Origin of the sequence: Blastococcus sp. KM273129, from assembly GCF_021698995.1 — a bacterium.
Lineage (GTDB): Bacteria > Actinomycetota > Actinomycetes > Mycobacteriales > Geodermatophilaceae > Blastococcus.
In genome coordinates this window covers 1-19,138 of the sequence record NZ_SSXB01000018.1, presented here as the reverse complement: position 1 = coordinate 19,138, position 19,138 = coordinate 1, and the positions used below count along the sequence as shown (strand labels likewise).

Annotated in this window: 18 protein-coding genes; 17 read left to right on the top strand and 1 reads right to left on the bottom strand. The window is 74.4% G+C overall.

Features of this window, described 5'->3' with window-relative positions:
* Positions 1–11: 11 nt before the first annotated feature.
* The 13 genes from E9565_RS07855 to E9565_RS07795 all read left to right on the top strand — a co-directional run bounded on the left by E9565_RS07855 (position 12) and on the right by E9565_RS07795 (position 13,078).
* Positions 12–563, top strand: a complete 552-nt coding sequence (locus tag E9565_RS07855; protein ID WP_236834481.1) for a hypothetical protein — start codon at positions 12–14, stop codon at positions 561–563.
* Between the two features lie 71 nt (positions 564–634).
* A complete protein-coding gene (pdxS, locus tag E9565_RS07850) occupies positions 635–1,528 on the top strand; it encodes a pyridoxal 5'-phosphate synthase lyase subunit PdxS (RefSeq protein WP_236826223.1) in 894 nt (297 codons plus the stop codon).
* Positions 1,525–2,622: a heparan-alpha-glucosaminide N-acetyltransferase domain-containing protein gene (locus E9565_RS07845; RefSeq protein WP_236834480.1), complete on the top strand. Its 1,098-nt coding sequence runs from the start codon at positions 1,525–1,527 to the stop codon at positions 2,620–2,622. The genes pdxS and E9565_RS07845 overlap by 4 nt, the downstream gene beginning before the upstream one ends.
* A gap of 23 nt (positions 2,623–2,645) precedes the next feature.
* A complete protein-coding gene (gene pdxT, locus E9565_RS07840) occupies positions 2,646–3,287 on the top strand; it encodes a pyridoxal 5'-phosphate synthase glutaminase subunit PdxT (protein WP_236826211.1) in 642 nt (213 codons plus the stop codon).
* Positions 3,284–4,045, top strand: a complete 762-nt coding sequence (locus E9565_RS07835; protein WP_236826212.1) for a YebC/PmpR family DNA-binding transcriptional regulator — start codon at positions 3,284–3,286, stop codon at positions 4,043–4,045. Before pdxT ends, E9565_RS07835 begins: the two co-directional genes overlap by 4 nt.
* A 152-nt stretch (positions 4,046–4,197) precedes the next feature.
* Positions 4,198–4,767 carry a crossover junction endodeoxyribonuclease RuvC gene (gene ruvC, locus E9565_RS07830; RefSeq protein ID WP_236826224.1) on the top strand — a complete coding sequence of 190 codons (570 nt, stop codon included), beginning with the start codon at positions 4,198–4,200 and terminating at the stop codon, positions 4,765–4,767.
* Complete coding sequence (gene ruvA / locus E9565_RS07825) at positions 4,764–5,402, top strand: Holliday junction branch migration protein RuvA (RefSeq protein ID WP_236826213.1); 639 nt, start codon at positions 4,764–4,766, stop codon at positions 5,400–5,402. Before ruvC ends, ruvA begins: the two co-directional genes overlap by 4 nt.
* A gap of 44 nt (positions 5,403–5,446) precedes the next feature.
* Positions 5,447–6,523, top strand: coding sequence for a Holliday junction branch migration DNA helicase RuvB (gene ruvB, locus E9565_RS07820; protein WP_236826225.1), 1,077 nt, complete (start codon positions 5,447–5,449; stop codon positions 6,521–6,523).
* A gap of 145 nt (positions 6,524–6,668) precedes the next feature.
* The gene (yajC, locus tag E9565_RS07815) at positions 6,669–6,980 is read left to right on the top strand and encodes a preprotein translocase subunit YajC (protein ID WP_236826214.1); all 312 of its coding nucleotides are present in this window, start codon (positions 6,669–6,671) and stop codon (positions 6,978–6,980) included.
* A 14-nt stretch (positions 6,981–6,994) separates the two neighbouring features.
* Positions 6,995–8,626 carry a protein translocase subunit SecD gene (gene secD / locus E9565_RS07810; protein ID WP_236834478.1) on the top strand — a complete coding sequence of 544 codons (1,632 nt, stop codon included), beginning with the start codon at positions 6,995–6,997 and terminating at the stop codon, positions 8,624–8,626.
* A complete protein-coding gene (gene secF / locus E9565_RS07805; RefSeq protein ID WP_236834476.1) occupies positions 8,623–9,957 on the top strand; it encodes a protein translocase subunit SecF in 1,335 nt (444 codons plus the stop codon). The genes secD and secF overlap by 4 nt, the downstream gene beginning before the upstream one ends.
* Positions 9,954–10,541, top strand: a complete 588-nt coding sequence (locus E9565_RS07800) for an adenine phosphoribosyltransferase (protein ID WP_308196101.1) — start codon at positions 9,954–9,956, stop codon at positions 10,539–10,541. Before secF ends, E9565_RS07800 begins: the two co-directional genes overlap by 4 nt.
* A gap of 92 nt (positions 10,542–10,633) precedes the next feature.
* The gene (locus tag E9565_RS07795; protein WP_308113101.1) at positions 10,634–13,078 is read left to right on the top strand and encodes a bifunctional (p)ppGpp synthetase/guanosine-3',5'-bis(diphosphate) 3'-pyrophosphohydrolase; all 2,445 of its coding nucleotides are present in this window, start codon (positions 10,634–10,636) and stop codon (positions 13,076–13,078) included.
* Between the two features lie 125 nt (positions 13,079–13,203).
* Here the strand turns inward: E9565_RS07795 and E9565_RS07790 are convergent, their stop codons facing one another.
* The gene (locus tag E9565_RS07790; RefSeq protein WP_236826217.1) at positions 13,204–14,043 is read right to left on the bottom strand and encodes a peptidylprolyl isomerase; all 840 of its coding nucleotides are present in this window, start codon (positions 14,041–14,043) and stop codon (positions 13,204–13,206) included.
* A 145-nt stretch (positions 14,044–14,188) separates the two neighbouring features.
* On the opposite strand from E9565_RS07790, the gene E9565_RS07785 reads away from it, so the two are divergent.
* From E9565_RS07785 to aspS, 4 genes are read left to right on the top strand one after another with little or no spacing between them, the layout of a single operon-like run.
* The gene (locus E9565_RS07785; protein ID WP_236826218.1) at positions 14,189–14,872 is read left to right on the top strand and encodes an MBL fold metallo-hydrolase; all 684 of its coding nucleotides are present in this window, start codon (positions 14,189–14,191) and stop codon (positions 14,870–14,872) included.
* Positions 14,869–16,131, top strand: a complete 1,263-nt coding sequence (gene hisS / locus E9565_RS07780) for a histidine--tRNA ligase (RefSeq protein WP_236834474.1) — start codon at positions 14,869–14,871, stop codon at positions 16,129–16,131. The genes E9565_RS07785 and hisS overlap by 4 nt, the downstream gene beginning before the upstream one ends.
* Before the next feature lie 8 nt (positions 16,132–16,139).
* Complete coding sequence (locus E9565_RS07775; RefSeq protein WP_236834472.1) at positions 16,140–17,123, top strand: aldo/keto reductase; 984 nt, start codon at positions 16,140–16,142, stop codon at positions 17,121–17,123.
* 29 nt (positions 17,124–17,152) lie between these two features.
* Positions 17,153–18,928, top strand: coding sequence for an aspartate--tRNA ligase (gene aspS, locus E9565_RS07770; RefSeq protein WP_236834470.1), 1,776 nt, complete (start codon positions 17,153–17,155; stop codon positions 18,926–18,928).
* Positions 18,929–19,138: the final 210 nt, after the last annotated feature.

The following is a 19,138-nucleotide window of genomic DNA, read 5'->3' as shown; positions in this document are numbered from 1 at the left end:
CCTCGGGGACCGTGACGCCCGAGGCCTGGTTGCTGCTCGCCGCCGGAGTGCTGCTGCTCCTGGCGGTCTGGACCGGGTGGACGCTGGTCCGGCTGCGCCGGCTGGCGGCGCGGGTGGACCGGGCCTGGGCCACGCTGGACGCCCAGCTGCAGCGTCGTGCCGGCCTGGCCGAGGAGCTGGCCCGGCAGCACCCCGCCGCGCTCGGCGAGGGTGTCCGCGCCCGGCTGGCCGCCGGCGCCGCCGGGGCGCGTGCCGCCCGCGACACCGGGGACCGCGAACTGGCCGAGAACGCGCTGGGCCACGAGCTGCGGGAGCTGCCCGCGGACCTGCCCGGCGTCCCGGCCGCGCTGCGCACGGACCTGGCCGGCACCCAGACCCGGGTCGCGCTGGCCCGCCGCTTCTACAACGACGCCGTCCGCGACACGCGGGAGCTGCGCGGCCGCCGCTCGTCCCGCTGGGCGGGCCTGCACCGCCGGCGCCCGCTGCCGCGCTACTTCGACATCGACGACCGGCTGGGCGGCATCGGGGTCGGCGCCGACGTCGCCGGACGGCGCGCATCCTGACCGCCGTAAGGTTGCTCGCAACTCGACCGGGACAGCGAAGGCGGACCGCAGTGGCAGAGCACCTCGACCGGATGGACGGCGGGACCGGTACCGGTACCGACCGCGTCAAGCGCGGCATGGCCGAGCAGCTCAAGGGCGGCGTCATCATGGACGTCGTCACCCCGGAGCAGGCCCGCATCGCCGAGGACGCCGGCGCCGTCGCCGTCATGGCGCTGGAGCGGGTGCCGGCCGACATCCGGGCCCAGGGCGGGATCGCGCGGATGAGCGACCCCGACATGGTCCAGGGCATCATCGACGCGGTCTCCATCCCCGTGATGGCCAAGGCCCGCATCGGCCACTTCGTCGAGGCGCAGGTGCTCCAGTCGCTCGGCGTCGACTACATCGACGAGTCCGAGGTGCTCACCCCCGCGGACGAGGCGCACCACATCGACAAGCACGCGTTCACCGTGCCGTTCGTCTGCGGCGCCACCGACCTCGGCGAGGCGCTGCGGCGGATCTCCGAGGGCGCGGCGATGATCCGCTCCAAGGGCGAGGCCGGCACCGGCAACGTCGTCGAGGCGACCCGCCACATGCGGGCGCTGCGCGCCGGCATCCGCCGGCTGGCGACCCTGGACGAGACCGAGCTGTTCGTCGCGGCCAAGGAGCTGCGGGCCCCGCACGACCTGGTCACCGAGGTGGCGCGGCTCGGCAAGCTGCCCGTCGTCCTCTTCACCGCCGGTGGCATCGCCACGCCCGCCGACGCGGCGATGATGATGCAGCTCGGGGCCGAGGGCGTGTTCGTCGGTTCGGGCATCTTCAAGTCCGGGGACCCGGCGCAGCGCGCGGCCGCCATCGTGCAGGCCACCACCTTCCACGACGACCCGGACGTGATCGCCAAGGTCTCGCGCGGGCTCGGGGAGCCGATGGTGGGGATCGACGTCGCGACGCTCCCGGAGAGCGAGCGGTACGCCACCCGCGGCTGGTGAGCGTGGACGTCCGGCGGCGCATCGGCGGGCTGGACGTCGCGCGCGGGCTCGCCGTCCTCGGCATGTTCGCCGCCCACATGCAGGTGGGCGGCGACCTGCACCCGGACCCGCAGACCTGGACGGCGGTGGTCGACGGGCGCTCGTCGATCCTCTTCGCCACCCTGGCCGGGATCTCGGTGGCGCTGCTCTCCGGGCGCGACCGGCCGCCGGAGGGTCCGGAGCTGAACCGCGTGCGGTTGCGGATCTTCGTCCGGGCGCTGTGGGTCCTCGCCATCGGGTGGGCGCTGGAGGAGCTGGGCACCTTCGTCGCGGTGATCCTGGGCGTGTACGGGGTGCTCTTCGTGCTCGTGCTGCCGTTCCTGCGCTGGCCGGTCCGCCGGTTGCTGGTCACCGCGGCGGTCGTCGCCGTCGCCGTCCCGCCGCTGCTCGTCGTCGCCGGCCAGGTGCTCACCACGCTGGAGGTGGCCGACTCGCTCGCCGCCTCCCTGCTGGTCACCGGCTACTACCCGGCGCTGCTCTGGATCGCCTTCGTGCTGGTCGGCCTGGCGGTGGGCCGGCTGGACCTGGCCTCTCCCGCGGTGCGCGCGCGGCTCGCCGCGGCCGGTGCGGCGGCCGCCGTGGTCGGCTACGGCCTGGGCTGGGCGAGCACCCGGCTGCTGGCCGGTGGGGTGCCCTCGCCGGGGCCCGAGGCCGGCTTCACCGCCCCGGGGGTCTTCGACACCGGCTGGCTGACCGGCGCGGAACCGCACAGCGGGACCACCTTCGAGGTCGTCGGCTCGACCGGCGTCGCCCTCCTCGTGGTGGCCGGGTGCCTGGTGGCCGCCGAGCGGCTGCCGCGGCTGACCTCCCCGGTGGCGGCCGTGGGGGCGCTGGCGCTCACCGTCTACGCCGCCCACCTCGTGGCGATCCGCGTCCTCATGGCCGTCGTGCCCGGCCAGGTGCAGGGCGCGGTCCTGTGGCTGTGGTTCGCCGCCGCCGCGCTGGCCGGGGCCTGGGCGTGGCGGCGCACGATCGGCCGCGGCCCGCTGGAGTCGCTGGTCACCTGGACGTCGAGCCGGGCGGCCGGGCTCGCCCCGTCGGCGCCGGCTGTCTAGGCGACGCCGTAGCGTGGGCGGCCGTGTCCACCGGCCCCACCCGCCCCGTCGTCGGGGTGCTGGCCCTCCAGGGCGACGTCCGCGAGCACGTCGCCGCGCTGCAGGCGGGGGGCGCCGAGGCCCGGCAGGTGCGCCGCCCCGAGGAGCTGGCCGCCGTCGACGGGATCGTCCTCCCCGGCGGCGAGTCGACCACCATGGCGAAGCTGGCCGCCCGGTGGGGGCTGCTCGAGCCGCTCCGGGACGCCGTCCGCGCCGGGCTGCCCGCCTACGGCAGCTGCGCCGGGATGATCCTGCTCGCCGACCGGCTGCTGGACGCGCCGCCGGGCCAGGAGACCGTCGGCGGGCTGGACGTCACGGTGCGCCGGAACGCCTTCGGCCGCCAGGTCGACTCCTTCGAGACCCGGGTCGAGCTCGACGGCCTGGCCGGCGGGCCGCTGCACGCCGTCTTCATCCGCGCCCCGTGGGTCGAGGAGGCCGGGCCGGGGGTGCAGGTCCTCGGCCGGGTCGTCGGCGGACCGGCCGACGGTAGGATCGTCGCGGTCCGCCAGGGGGACGTGGTGGCCACCAGCTTCCACCCCGAGCTGACCGGGGACCGCCGGGTGCACGCGCTGTTCGTCGACATCGTGCGCCGTCACCTGGCCGACGCAGAGAGGGGAGAGCCGTGAGCGGCCACTCCAAGTGGGCGACGACCAAGCACAAGAAGGCCGGGATCGACGCCAAGCGCGGCAAGCTCTTCGCCAAGCTGATCAAGAACATCGAGGTGGCGGCCCGCACCGGCGGCGGTGACCCCGCCGGCAACCCGACGCTCTACGACGCCATCCAGAAGGCCAAGAAGAGCTCGGTGCCCAACGACAACATCGACCGCGCGGTCAAGCGCGGCGCGGGCCTCGAGGCCGGCGGCGTCGACTACCAGGGCATCACCTACGAGGGCTACGCCAGCGGCGGCGTCGCGGTGCTCATCGAGTGCCTCACCGACAACAAGAACCGCTCGGCGATGGAGGTCCGCACCGCCATGACCCGCAACGGCGGGTCGATGGCCGACCCCGGCTCGGTCTCCTACCTCTTCTCCCGCAAGGGCGTCGTCGTGGTGCCCAAGTCCGGTGACGTCGACGAGGACAGCGTGCTCATGGCGGTGCTGGACGCCGGCGCCGAGGAGGTGCGCGACCTCGGCGACACCCTCGAGGTGCTCTGCGAGCCCACCGACCTCGTCGCCGTGCGCACCGCGTTGCAGGACGCCGGCATCGACTACGACTCCGCCGAGGCCGGCTTCCAGCCCAGCGTCCAGGTGCCGCTCGACGCCGAGGGCGCGGCCAAGGTCTTCCGCCTGATCGACGCGCTCGAGGACTGCGACGACGTGCAGAACGTCTACGCCAACTACGACGTGTCCGACGAGGTCATGGAGCAGGTGGCGGCCGACGCCTAGAAGGACCCCCGTCCTCCTCACCCCTCGCTGCGCTCGGGGCGAGCCTCTGGACGGGGGCCGTTCCAGTACGTCACCGGGCGTGTTGGCGGGGTCCGGTCGGGGAGCGGGGTTAGCCTCGGTCGAACACCAGTTCGGCTGACGGGAGCGTGACCATGCGGGTGCTCGGCATCGACCCGGGCCTCACCCGGTGCGGGTGGGGGGTGGTCGACGGGCGCCCCGGCGCGCGGCCGACGGCGGTCGGCGTCGGCGTGGTGCGCACGCTGGCGGAGCTGGACCTGGAGCTGCGGCTGCTGGAGCTGCACACCGCGGTCGCCGCGCTGCTGCGCGAGCACCGCCCCGACGTGGTCGCGATCGAGCGGGTGTTCACCCAGAACAACAAGGGCACCGCCACGGGCACCGCGCAGGCGGCCGGGGTGGCCGCGCTGGCCGCGGCCCAGGCCGACCGGCCGGTCGCCTGGCACACGCCCAGCGAGGTCAAGGCGGCCATCTCCGGCAACGGCCGCGCGGACAAGGAGCAGGTCACCCTCATGGTCACCCGGGTCCTCGGGCTCGCCGCCGCCCCCAAGCCGGCCGACGCCGCCGACGCCCTCGCCCTCGCGGTCTGCCACGCCTGGCGCGGGCCGGCGCAGCAGCGGCTGCGCACGGCGGCGATCGCCGGCGGGATCGGCGCGCCGGTGCGCAGCACCACGCTGCCGCGGTGGACGGGGGTGGCGGCCCGATGATCGCCAGCGTCAGCGGGCGGGTCGCCGCGGTCTCCCCGGACGGCGCCGTCGTCGAGGTGGGCGGCATCGGCCTCGCGGTGCAGTGCACCCCGGGCACGATCGCCCGCCTGCAGGTGGGGGAGTCCGCCCGGCTGGCGACCACCCTCGTGGTGCGCGAGGACTCGCTCACCCTCTACGGCTTCGCCGACGACGACGAGCGCCAGCTGTTCGAGCTGCTGCAGACCGCCAACGGCGTCGGCCCGCGCCTGGCCCAGGCGGTGCTGGCCATCCACCCGCCGCGGGAGGTCCGCCGGGCCGTCTCGACGGCCGACGTCAAGGCGCTGATGCAGGTGCCCGGCATCGGCAAGAAGGGCGCCGAGCGGCTGATCCTCGAGCTGCGCGACCGGCTGGGCTCCACCACCACCGACACCTCCCTCGACGTGCCCGCGCCCGCGGGGCTGCCGTCGGTGACGCCGGTGGCGCCCTGGCGCGACCAGCTCACCAGCGCGCTGGTCGGCCTCGGCTGGAGCGGCAAGGAGGCCGAGACCGCGGTCGGCCAGCTCGCCCCCGTGGCCGACGAGCAGATCGCCGCGACCGGCAGCGTGGAGGTCGCGGTGCTGCTCCGGCGCGCTCTCCAGCTGCTGGGCAGGTCGTGAGCGCCCCGTTCGACCGGTCCCTGACCGGTGACCTGGCCGCCGACGTGACGCCGGAGTGGCCGGTGTCGCCGCAGGCCGGCGACGAGGAGCGGGTCGTCGAGTCGGCGCTGCGGCCGCACTCGCTGGACGACTTCATCGGCCAGCCCAAGGTGGCCCGCCAGCTCGCCCTGGTCCTCGAGGGCGCCAAGCGGCGCGGCCGCACCCCCGACCACGTGCTCCTGTCGGGGCCGCCCGGGCTCGGCAAGACCAGCCTCGCGCTGATCATCGGCTCCGAGCTCGGCACCTCGGTGAAGATCACCAGCGGCCCGGCGATCGAGCGCTCCGGCGACCTCGCGGCGATGCTCTCGAACCTCGCGCCCGGTGACGTCCTGTTCATCGACGAGATCCACCGCATCGCCCGGCCCGCCGAGGAGCTGCTCTACATGGCGATGGAGGACTTCCGCGTCGACGTCGTGGTGGGCAAGGGGCCCGGGGCGACGGCGATCCCCCTGGAGATCAACCCGTTCACCCTCGTCGGGGCCACCACCCGTGCCGGGCTGCTGACCGGCCCGCTCCGCGACCGGTTCGGCTTCGTCGGGCAGATGGAGTTCTACGAGCCGGCCGAGCTGCAGCGGGTGCTCGCCCGCAGCGCCGCCCTGCTCGGCGTGGAGCTCACCGACGAGGGGTCGGCCGAGATCGCCGGACGCTCCCGCGGCACCCCGCGCATCGCCAACCGGCTGCTGCGCCGGGTCCGCGACTACGCCGAGGTGGAGGCCGACGGCCGCGTCACGCGCCAGGTCGCCGAGGCCGCGCTGGCGCTCTACGACGTCGACCACCTGGGGCTGGACCGCCTCGACCGCGCCGTCCTCGAGGCGCTCGTGGGCAAGTTCGGCGGCGGGCCGGTCGGCGTCGCCACCCTCGCCGTGGCCGTGGGCGAGGAGCCGCACACCGTCGAGGAGGTGTGCGAGCCGTTCCTCGTGCGCGCCGGGCTGCTGGCGCGCACCCCGCGCGGGCGGGTCGCGACCGAGGCCGCCTGGGAGCACCTGGGGCGGCCGGTGCCGCGCGGCGGGGTCCCCCTCGGCCGGGTCACAGCAGACCCACAGGTACCGGGGTCGTCGTCAGACACCCTCTTCGACGCCTAGACTCCGGAGCGCTGGCGCGCAACTCGCAGGCCGGGCCGTGCGCGTCCCGCCTGGTCGCCGCGCGCACGGCACCCGATGCACCCGAGCGGTCCCGTCCCGGACCGCACCACCGCGAGGCCTGTCGCGGAAGAGAGGCACACCTGTCGTGGAGTACTTCCCGCTGATCATGCTGGCCCTGCTGGCCGTCGTGCTGTTCGTGCTGCCGGCCCGGCAGCGCAAGCGCATGCAGGAGCAGCACGCCGCGCTGCAGGCCTCCCTCGAGATCGGCACCCCGGTGATGACCACCAGCGGCATGCACGGCACCGTGGCCGCGCTGGGTGACACGACGCTGGACCTGGAGATCGCCCCCGGCGTGGTGGTCACCTTCGCCCGGCAGGCGATCCTCGAGGTGCGCCGCCCGGCCGGTGCCGCGCCGTCCGACGGGGGCAGCGCGCGCCCCGCCGACGGCACCGTCTGACCCGGAGGAGCTCCGTGGCCAACCGCACGCTCCCGGCGGGGCGATACTTCGCCGCGTTCGTGCTCATCGTCGCCGTGCTGTACGGGCTGGTGTTCTTCACCGGCGACACCCGCACCCCTCAGCTCGGTCTCGACCTGCGCGGCGGCACCACGGTCACCCTGACCGCCCAGACCCCCGGCGGCCAGGCGCCGGCCCCGGAGGACCTGGAGCTGGCCCGCCAGATCATCGAGCAGCGCGTCAACGGCCTCGGCGTCGCCGAGGCCGAGGTGGTCACCGAGGGCGACAGCAACATCGTCATCTCCGTCCCCGGGGACGACGGCGAGCAGGCCCGCCAGCTCGGCGCGACCGCGCAGCTGCGGTTCCGGCCGGTGGTCCAGGGCCCGGCGCCGGCGGTCCCGGCGGAGGAGGACCCGGCCGCCGAGGACCCCGCCGCAGAGGACCCGGCCGCAGAGGACCCGGCCGCAGAGGACCCGGCCGCAGAGGACCCGGCCGCCGAGGGGGCCGACGGCGCCGTGGCCGAGCCGGCCCTGCCCGACCCCGACGCACCCCCGGTCACGCAGGAGGAGGCGGCGGCCGAGTTCGCCACCCTCACCTGCGAGGCGGACAACGTCACCGGCGACACCGCGCGGCCCGAGGACTTCGTGGCCGCCTGCAGCGAGGACGGCACCGCCAAGTACCTGCTCGGCCCCACGATCATCGAGGGCACCGAGATCGACGACGCCAACGCCGGCACCGAGCCCTCGGACGGCAGCTGGGTCGTGCTGCTGGACTTCCAGTCCGACGGCCTGTCCACGTGGGCCGCCTACACCACCGCCAACGTCGGCTCGCCCGTCGCCTTCACGCTGGACGGGCGGGTCATCTCGGCGCCCACCATCAACAGCGCGATCACGACGAACCCGACGACGATCACCGGTCAGTTCGACCAGGAGTCGGCCACGGAGCTGGCCAACCAGCTGCGCTACGGCGCCCTGCCGCTGACCTTCACCCAGGCCACGGCGCAGTCGATCTCCACCGAGCTCGGCGAGGAGCAGCTCCAGGCCGGGCTGATCGCCGGCGCCATCGGCATCGCCCTGGTGTTCGTGTACGCCCTGCTCTACTACCGGCTGCTCGGCCTGGTGATGATCGCCAGCCTCGTGCTCTCGGCGGTGGTGGTCTACGCCTGCCTGATCCTGCTGGGCCGGGAGATCGGGTTCACCCTGAGCCTCGCCGGCATCGCCGGGTTCATCGTCTCGATCGGCATCACCGCCGACTCCTTCGTCGTCTACTTCGAGCGGCTCAAGGACGAGATCCGGGAGGGCCGGTCGCTGCGCTCCGCCGTCCCGCGGGCCTGGGTGCGCGCACGGCGCACGATCCTGTCGGCGGACGCGGTCAGCTTCCTGGCCGCGGCGATCCTGTACGTCCTGGCGATCGGCGACGTGAAGGGCTTCGCCTTCACCCTCGGCATGTCCACCGTCCTGGACCTGGTCGTCGTCTTCCTCTTCACCCACCCGCTGATGGCCGTGCTGTCGCGGTTCAAGGGCTTCGGCCGGAACCGCTTCTCCGGGCTGGGCCGGGTGGAGCACACCCGCCGGCCCGGGGCGCAGGCGCCGTCCGGGGAACTCGTCGGGGCCGCCGCGGGCGGCCGCCAGGACAGGAGCACCTCATGACCCGCCCCACGGACCCGGCGGAGCCGACGCCCGCGGATCAGCCGGTGGGCACCGGCGAGGAGGCGCTCGCCGACGCGGGCCTGCCGCAGGACCCGGCCGGTGACGAGACCGCCCCGCCCTCGGCGCCCCGGGCCGGTCGCGGGGGCCTGGCGCACCGGCTCTACAACGGGGAGGCGGGGCTCGACGTCGTCGGCCGGAGCCGGCTGATCTACAAGATCACCGCGATCGTGGTGCTGCTCTGCGTCGTCACGATCGTCTTCCGGGGCTTCAACTTCGGCATCGACTTCGAGGGCGGGAACAGCTTCCGGCTGCCCGGGTCCCAGGAGCAGCTGGCCGACGCGCGGGCCGCGGCCGAGGACGCCGGCGCCCAGGTGGCGACGGCGCAGATCGTCGGCGGGGACACCCTGCTCATCCGCACCGAGCAGCTCGACAACGAGGCCGAGCGGGCCGTGGTGGAGAGCCTGGCCGACGCGGTCGGCATCGAGCCCGCGCAGGTGAGCCCGGAGTCGGTCAGCGCCGACTGGGGACAGGACATCACCGACCAGGCGCTCGTCGCGCTCGCGGTGTTCCTCGTGGCGGTCGTGCTCTTCCTGGCCGTGCGGTTCCAGCCGAAGATGGCGGTGGGCGCCATGGCCGCGCTCGCGCACGACATCGTGATCACCGCCGGCGTGTACTCGCTGATCGGCTTCGAGGTGACCCCGTCGACGGTGATCGGCTTCCTCACCATCCTCGGGTTCTCCCTCTACGACACCGTGGTGGTGTTCGACAAGGTCGACGAGAACACCCGCGACCTGGGGACCAGCGCGCGGATGACCTGGGGCGAGGCGGCCAACCTCGCCGTCAACCAGACGTTGATGCGGTCGATCAACACGTCGGTCATCGCGCTGCTCCCGGTCGCCGGCCTGCTCTTCGTGGGCGCCGGGCTGCTGGGCGTCGGCACCCTCAAGGACCTGGCGCTCGTGCTCTTCGTGGGCCTCGCGGCCGGCACGTACTCCTCGATCGTCCTCGCGACGCCGATCGTCGCCGACCTCAAGGAGCGGGAGCCCGAGGTGCAGGCGCTGCGCCGGCGGGTGCTGGCCCGGCGCTCCTCGGCGGCCCGCACCGGCGGTGCCGCCGCGCCGAGCGGGCCGGTGGCGAGCGCCCGGCGGCGCCGGCCCTCCGGCGGGGTGGCCGTGGCCGACCTGCCCCGGAGCGTGCCCGCGAACGTCGTGGTGGAGTCGCCGGCGTCGGTGCGCCCGGACGGGCCGCGGGGCGCCTCGGCCGCGCCGCGGCCGGGTGCCCGGCCGCAGCGCCCGGGCACCGGCCGCCCGTCGGGCAAGCGCCGCCGGTGAGCGCGGCGGCCGCGGGGCTCCCGCTCGACCAGCTCATCGCCTCGCTCACCGTCGACGTCCCCGACCACCCCGAACCGGGGATCGTCTTCCGGGACCTCACCCCGGTCTTCGCCGACGGCGCCGCCTTCCGGCGGATGGTCGCCGGGCTGGCCACCCCGGGGGCGTCGGACCCGCGGACGGCGGCGCTGGCCGCCCGCGGCGCCGGCGACCGGCCGTTCGACGTCGTCGCCGGGGTGGAGGCGCGCGGGTTCCTGCTCGCCGCGGCCGTCGCGCTGGACGCCGGCGTCGGCGTGGTGCCGGTGCGCAAGGCGGGCAAGCTGCCGCGTGAGCGGGTCTCGGCCGACTACACGCTGGAGTACGGCACCGCGACGCTGGAGCTGCACGCGGACTCCGTCCGGCCCGGCCAGCGGGTGCTGCTCGTCGACGACGTGCTCGCCACCGGCGGCACGCTCGGGGCGGCCGTCGCGCTGGTGGAGCAGCTCGGCGGCGTGGTCGCCGGCATCTCGGTGGTCGTCGAGCTCGCCGCGCTCGGTGGCCGCCAGCTGCTGGCACCCCACACCGTGCACGCCCTCTGGGCCACCTGACGGGGGGAGATCACGCCCGCGGGCACGGCGGGGCCTGGCGCGCTCCCGCTAGCATGGTGAGGGTCCCCCCTCTGCCAGCCGCAGGAGTCGCCGTGGCCTCCGACGTAGCCGCCGACGCGGCTGCCGCGCGGGCCGAAGCAGCCGCCGGCGGGGCCGTCGCCGATGCCGTGACCGAACCGCCCGTGCGCAGCCCGCTGCCCGAGCGGCCGGCGGTCCGCCGTCCCGACGACGTCGGCCCCGAGCCCGACGCCGAGCCGGGCATCCCGCGCCGGCGCGTCCGCGACCGGCTCGCCCGCCGGATCGTCGCCGGCCAGCGCAGCGGTCTGGTCCGCCCGGTCCTGGAGCCGCTGGCCGCCCTGCACCGGCAGAGCCACCCGAAGGCCGACCTGGCGCTGCTGCAGCGGGCCTACGACGTCGCCGAGACGGCGCACAGCAGCCAGAAGCGCAAGAGCGGCGACCCGTACATCACCCACCCGCTCGCCGTCGCCACCATCCTCGCCGGCCTGGGCATGGACACGACGACGCTGATCGCGGCCCTGCTGCACGACACGGTCGAGGACACCGGCGTCACCCTGGAGACCATCACCACCGACTTCGGGTCGGAGGTCGCCCACCTCGTCGACGGCGTCACGAAGATCGACAAGGTCAAGCTGGGCGACGCCGCCCAGGCCGAGACGATCCGCAAGATGATCGTCGCGATGTCCCGCGACCCGCGGGTGCTGGTCATCAAGCTCGCCGACCGGCTGCACAACATGCGCACGCTGCGTTTCCTCCCGCCGGAAAAGCAGGAGAAGAAGGCGCGCGAGACGCTGGAGATCCTCGCCCCGCTGGCCCACCGGCTGGGCATGAACACGATCAAGTGGGAGCTGGAGGACCTCGCGTTCGCCACGCTGTACCCCAAGCGCTACGACGAGATCGTGCGGCTGGTGGCCGAGCGGGCGCCGTCGCGGGACACCTACCTCGCCGAGGTCACGGCGTCGGTGACCGAGCAGCTGCGGGCGGCCAAGATCGAGGCCGTCGTCACGGGGCGGCCCAAGCACTACTACTCGATCTACCAGAAGATGATCGTCCGCGGCCGGGACTTCACCGACATCTGGGACCTCGTCGGCATCCGCATCCTGGTCGACTCGGTGCGCGACTGCTACGCGGCGCTGGGCATCATGCACGCCCACTGGCAGCCGGTGCCCGGCCGCTTCAAGGACTTCGTGGCGATGCCGAAGTTCAACATGTACCAGTCGCTGCACACGACGGTCATCGGGCCGCAGGGCAAGCCGGTCGAGCTGCAGATCCGCACCCACGACATGCACCGGACCGCCGAGTACGGCATCGCGGCGCACTGGAAGTACAAGGAGAAGGCCCGCGCCGGCGGCAAGCCCGCGGCGGGGGAGAGCGGCGCGCCGCCCAAGGCGGGCTCGGCCGACGACATGCTGTGGCTCCGCCAGCTGCTGGACTGGCAGCGCGAGGCCCAGGAGCCCGGCGAGTTCCTCGAGACCCTGCGCTACGACCTCGGGCCGCAGGAGGTGTTCGTCTTCACGCCCAAGGGCGACGTGATGAGCCTCCCCGGGGGTGCCACGCCGGTGGACTTCGCGTTCGCGGTGCACACCGAGGTCGGCTACCGGACCATCGGCGCGCGGGTGAACGGCTCGCTGGTCTCGCTGGACAGCAAGCTCAACAACGGCGACGTCGTGGAGATCTTCACCTCCAAGTCGCCCACCGCCGGCCCCTCGAAGGACTGGCTGACCTTCGTCGGCTCCTCCCGCGCGCGGACGAAGATCCGCCAGTGGTTCACCAAGGAGCGCCGCGAGGACGCGGTCGACGCCGGCAAGGAGGCGCTGACCCGCGCGATGCGCAAGGCGGGCCTGCCGCTGCAGCGGCTGCTCGGGGGCGAGGCCCTCTCGACGCTGGCCAAGGACCTGCGGTTCGCCGACGTCACCGCCCTGTACGCCGCGGTGGGGGAGAACCAGCTGTCGGCCGCCTCGGTGGTCGAGAAGCTCATCGCCGCCCTGGGTGGCAGCGAGGGCGCGGCGGAGGACATCGCCGAGACCGCGATCCCGACCCGCCGCCCGGTGGCGCGGCGCCCGGCGCGGGGCGACCCGGGGATCATCGTCCACGGCATGACCGACGTCTGGGCCAAGCTCGCCAAGTGCTGCACCCCGGTGCCCGGCGACGACGTGCTCGGCTTCGTGACCCGCGGCGGGGGCGTCAGCGTGCACCGGACCGATTGCACCAACGCGGGCGACCTGCGCAGCAAGCCTGAACGTCTGGTCGAGGTCGAGTGGGCCTCGTCGCCGGGGTCGGTCTTCCTGGTGGCCATCCAGGTGGAGGCCCTCGACCGGCACCGCCTGCTCTCCGACGTCACCAAGGCGCTGGCCGACGAGCGGGTGAACATCCTGTCGGCGTCGGTGCAGACCAGCCGCGACCGCGTGGCGATCAGCCGGTTCACCTTCGAGCTCGCCGACCCGGCCCACCTGGGCGCGGTGCTGCAGACGGTGCGCAACGTCGACGGCGTCTTCGACGTCGAGCGCGTGACGGCCTGAGCCGCGCGACGCCGCGTCGCCGGACCGCGTGGCCCCTCCGTGATCAGGTCACCTGATCGCGAGGGGTCCTGGCTCACCTCTGACGGTGAGCCAGGACCCCTGCAGGTGAGCCAGGAGGTCCGCCGTCAACCGACGACGGATGCGTCCTCGATGGTGACCGGGATGTTCGGGGCGCCGTCGCCGGGCCCCTCCGCGCCCTGGACCCCGCCGGCGGCGACCGCGTCCAGCACGCCCAGGCCGGCCTCGTCGACCGTGCCGACCACCGTGTACTCCGGGGGCAGCTCGGTGTCGACGAAGGTCAGGAAGAACTGGCCGCCGGTGCTGTTCGGCGCCGCGGTCTTGGCCATGGCCACGGTCCCGCGGGGGTAGGTCGTGTCCGGCGTGACCTCCTCGGCGTACTTGTAGCTGGGCCCGCCGGAGCCGGTGCCGGTCGGGTCGCCGCACTGCAGCACGCCGAAGGTCTCGGCATCGACCAGCCGGTGGCAGGGCGTGCCGTCGTAGAAGCCCTGCTCGGTGAGGTAGACGAAGCTGGCCGCGGCGCAGGGGGCCTGCGCCCGGTCCAGCGTGAGGGTGACGTCGCCCTGGTTCGTGCTCATGAGGACGGTGGCGGTGCCCTGGGTGGGGGTGGCCTCCGGGTTCGGCGGGGTGCCCACGTCGGTCAGGTTGGTGTTCCCGGACTCGTCGGGCAGGTACTCGCAGGTCACCGTGCCGTCCGCGTTGGTGGTGCGCGCCGCGGACGAGGTGGCCGCGGGCGTCGTCGGCTCGGCCGCCAGGTCGTCGGTCGGGTCGTCCCCGCCGAACACGCCCGTGACGAGCAGGGCGACCCCGGCGACCACGACGACGGCGAGCGCGGCGAGCAGCAGCCCGAGGTTGCGGCGGCGCTTCTTCGCCTGCTCGGCACGGCGCTCCAGCTGGCGCTGCAGGTGACGCTGCGCGGCTTCCCGGCGCTGCTTGTTCGTGGGCACGGGGGCGGACTCCTCGGGCGGACGGGGCTCGGTCGGCGGCCGCGGCGGCGGGCGGCGGCGCTGGTCGGGGAGGGAGTCTAGGTGGCGGGACTGGGCGTTCCCTGGCAGCGCCGGAAGCCCGTGCGCCCCCGCGTAACCTGCACGGGTGCTCATCCGCTCGTTCCCCGCCGGCGCGTTCGGCACCAACTGCTACGCCGTGGCGTCCGGACCGGGCCAGGAGTGCGTCGTCGTCGACCCGGGCATGGACGCCGTCGAGCCCCTCGCCCGGATGCTCGCCGAGGACGGCCTCAAGCCCGTCGCCGTCGTGCTCACCCACGGCCACCTGGACCACACCTTCTCGGTGCTGCCGGTGTGCGACGGCTACGACATCCCCGCCTACCTGCACCCCCGGGACTCCGGGATGCTCTCGGACCCGGCCCGGTGGCACGGACCCCAGCTGGCCCCGCTGATCACCGGCGTCCGGCTGCCCGACCCCGCCGACGTGCTGCCGCTGGACGACGGCGCGGTGCTCTCGCTCGCCGGCGTCGACCTCACCGTGCGGCACGCGCCCGGGCACACCCAGGGCTCGGTGGTCTTCGAGCTCGACCTCGGCGAGGCGCCCGGCCTGCTCGCCGGTGACGTCCTCTTCGCCGGCTCCGTGGGCCGGGTGGACCTGCCCGGCGGCTCGTGGGACGCGATGCTCTCGTCGCTGCGCGACGTCGTCCTGCCGCTGGACGACCAGACGGTCGTGCTGCCGGGGCACGGTCCGGCGACGACGATCGGCCGCGAGCGGGCGACCAACCCCTACCTGGCCGAGGCGGCCGCCGCGCCGAAGGGCCGGGGGCTGTGACCGGCCTGACCGCCCCGAAGGGCACCTTCGACACCCTCCCGCCGGACTCCGCCCGATTCCTGGCCGTCCGCGACACGCTGACCGCACCCCTGCGGCGGGCCGGCTACGGCTACGTCGAGACCCCGGTGTTCGAGGAGACCGCCGTCTTCTCCCGCGGTGTCGGTGAGTCCACCGACGTCGTGACGAAGGAGATGTACACGTTCACCGACCGCGGCGGGCGCTCGCTGACCCTGCGCCCCGAGCTCACCGCCGGCTTGATGCGGGCCTTCATCGAGCACCGCCTGCACGGCGGGGCGCTGCCGGTGAAGCTCTGGACCGTCGGCACGGCGTTCCGCTACGAGCGGCCGCAGGCGGGCCGGTACCGCCACTTCACCCAGGTGGACATGGAGGCGCTCGGCGTCGACGACCCGGCGCTGGACGCCGAGGTGGTGGCGCTGGGGGTGCAGGGGTTCCGCGACCTCGGGCTGACCGACTTCGAGCTGCTGCTCACCTCGCTGGGCGACGCCAGCTGCCGGCCGCAGTACCGGGAGCTGCTGGTCGCCTACCTCGAGAAGCTCGACCTGGACGAGGAGACCCGCCGCCGGGCCGCCATCAACCCGCTGCGGGTGCTCGACGACAAGCGGCCCGAGGTGCAGGCCCAGCTCGACGACGCCCCGCTGATGGTCGACCACCTGTCGGACTCGACCAAGGCGCACTACGACGCCGTCCGCCAGCACCTGACCGACCTCGGCGTGACGTGGACCGAGGCGCCGAAGCTGGTGCGCGGCCTGGACTACTACACGAAGACGACGTTCGAGTTCGTGCACTCCGGGCTGGGCGCGCAGTCGGCGATCGGCGGCGGGGGGCGCTACGACGGGCTGTCCGCGGCGCTGGGCGGGCCCGACGTCTCCGGCATCGGCTACGCCGTCGGGGTGGACCGCACGCTGCTCGCCGTCCAGGCCGAGGGGCTGGACCTCGGCGCGGTCGCCGGGGTGCAGGCCTTCGTGGTCCCGCTGGGCGCCGAGGCCAAGCGGGTGGCGGTCCGCCTGGTGGGGCAGCTGCGGCAGGCCGGCGTCGCCGCCGACACCGTGTACGGCGACCGCGGGCTCAAGGGCGCGATGAAGGCCGCCGACCGCTCCGGCGCCACGCACGTCGTCGTCGTGGGGGAGCGGGACCTGGCCGACGGGGTCGGCCAGCTCAAGGACATGCGCACCGGCGAGCAGGTGGCCGTCCCCGTGGGCGAGCTGTTCGACCGGGTGCGTGCGAGTGTGGAGGAGTGAGCACTTCGATGGAGCAGCGACCGCTCGGGAAGACCGGGGCCGACGTCAGCGTGATCGGGCTGGGCACGTGGCAGCTCGGCGGTGACTGGGGCGACGTCGACGAGGACACCGCCGCCGAGGTGCTCGACGCCGCGCTGGACGCCGGCGTGACCCTGCTGGACACCGCCGACGTCTACGGCGACGGCCGCTCCGAGGAGCGGATCCGCAAGGCGCTCGCGCCGCGCGCCGACCGGCCGTTCGTGGCGACGAAGGCCGGCCGGCGCGCCGACCCCTTCGAGGCCGCGCAGTACACCCCGGAGAACCTGCGTGTCTGGGTCGACCGGTCGCGCCGCAACCTCGGCGTGGACACCCTGGACCTGGTGCAGCTGCACTGCCCGCCGACCGCCGTCTACTCCGACCAGCGGGTCTACGACACCCTCGACGGGTTCGTCGCGGACGGCTCGATCGCCGCCTACGGCGTCTCGGTGGAGACCGTGGCCGAGGGGCTGACCGCCCTGCAGCACGAGGGCGTGGCCACCATCCAGGTCATCCTCAACATCTTCCGGCGCAAGCCGCTGGAGGAGCTGCTGCCCGCCGCGGCCGCCGCCGGGGTGGGTGTGCTGGCCCGCGTGCCGCTGGCCAGCGGGCTGCTGACCGGCAAGTACGACGAGTCGACGACCTTCCCGGCCGACGACCACCGGAACTTCAACCGCAACGGCGAGGCCTTCGACGTCGGCGAGACCTTCGCCGGCGTGCCGTTCGACGTGGGCGTCGCCGCGGCCCGCGAGGTCGCCGAGATCGCCGGCGACGCGGTGCCCACCGCGGCGTTCGCGCTGCGCTGGGTCATCGACCAGCCCGGCGTCACCACCGTCATCCCGGGGGCGCGGAACGTCACCCAGGTCCGCGGCAACGTCGCGGCCGCCACGATGGCGCCGCTCTCGGACGCCCAGCTCGCCGACCTCGAGCGGGTGTACGACGAGCGCATCCGCGCCCACGTGCACGACCGCTGGTAACGCCCCCTCCTCTCTCGAAAGGCACCACCGTGCTCCGCACCCACGACGCCGGAACGCTGCGCGCGTCCGACGCCGGCACCACCGTCACCCTCGCCGGCTGGGTGGCCCGCCGCCGCGACCACGGCGGGGTGGTCTTCCTCGACCTGCGCGACGCCTCCGGGTACGTGCAGGTCGTCGTCCGCGAGGAGGAGGCCCACCACCTGCGCAACGAGTACTGCGTGCTCGTCACCGGTGAGGTGCGGCGCCGCCCCGAGGGCAACGAGAACCCCGAGCTGCCCACCGGCGACGTCGAGGTCGCCACCTCCGAGCTGCGGGTCCTCTCGTCGTCGGCGCCGCTGCCGTTCCCCATCGAGACCGACCAGGCGGCGTCCGACGACGTCCGCTACAGGTACCGCTACCTCGACCTCCGCCGGCAGGGTCCGGCGAAGGCGATCCGGCTGCGGTCGGAGGTCAGCCGGATCGCGCGCGGGGTGATGGCCGGGCACGGGTTCACCGAGGTGGAGACGCCGAACCTCACCCGCTCCACCCCCGAGGGTGCGCGGGACTTCCTCGTGCCCGTGCGCCTGCAGCAGGGGAAGTGGTACGCGCTGCCGCAGTCCCCGCAGCTGTTCAAGCAGCTGCTGATGATCGGCGGCCTGGAGCGGTACTACCAGATCGCCCGCTGCTTCCGGGACGAGGACTTCCGCGCGGACCGGCAGCCGGAGTTCACCCAGCTGGACTTCGAGATGAGCTTCGTCGAGCGCGACGACGTGCTCGCGGTCGCCGAGGACGTCGTGCGGGCGCTGTGGCGGGAGCTGGCCTCCTACGAGATCCCCGAGATCCCGCGGATGACCTACCGCGAGGCGATGGACCGGTTCGGCTCGGACAAGCCCGACCTCCGGTTCGGCATCGAGCTCACCGAGCTGACCTCCTACTTCGCCGGGACGCCGTTCCGGGTGTTCCAGGCGCCCTACGTCGGCGCGGTCGTCATGCCCGGCGGCGGATCGCAGCCGCGGCGGGCGTTCGACGCCTGGCAGGACTGGGCCAAGTCGCGCGGCGCCCGCGGGCTGGCCTACGTGACGATCGCCGAGGACGGCACCCTGGGCGGACCGGTCGCCAAGAACATCTCCGAGGAGGAACGGGCCGGGCTGGTCGAGGCCGTGGGGGCCGAGCCGGGGGACTGCGTGTTCTTCGCCGCCGGTGCCCGCCGCTCCTCGCAGGAGCTGCTCGGCGCGGCGCGCAACGAGATCGCCAGGCGGCTGGAGCTGATCGAGCCGGGCAGCTGGTCGTTCCTCTTCGTCGTCGACTTCCCGATGTTCGAGGAGACCGAGGACGGCGACTGGACCTTCATGCACCACCCGTTCACCTCGCCCACCCCCGAGTGGCGCGACCGGTTCGCCGAGGACAAGGGCGCGGCGCTGTCCGACGCCTATGACATGGTGATCAACGGCAACGAGGTGATGAGCGGCTCGGTCCGCATCCACGACGCCGAGCTGCAGGAGCGGGTGTTCGAGACCCTCGGCATGTCCCGCGAGGAGGCCCGGGAGCGGTTCGGCTTCTTCCTCGAGGCGTTCGCCTACGGCCCGCCGCCGCACGCGGGTGCGGCGCTGGGCTGGGACCGGCTCTCGGCGCTGCTGTCGGGGGTGGAGTCGATCCGCGAGGTGATCGCGTTCCCCAAGACCGGCGCCGGCTTCGACCCGCTCACCGGCGCGCCGACGCCGATCACCGAGGCGCAGCGCAAGGAGGCCGGCATCGACGCGAAGCCGGAGGAGCCGGCGCTCCCCGGCGAGCCGGGTGCGCCCGGCCCGTCCGACCCGACGAGGTAACCGTTCGCCCGGCCGGCCCGGCCGACGGGCCGGACGGGTAGGTGACGCCGGGGTGGTCGCGCTCTGCCCACGGGGAGTGGGCAGACCGCGACTGCCCGGGTGGGTACCTGCCGGGGTGGTGGGTCTGTGCCCACGGGGGGTGGGCACAGACCCACCACCCCGGCAGGTACCCACCCGGGCAGTCGCGGTCTGCCCACTCCCCGTGGGCAG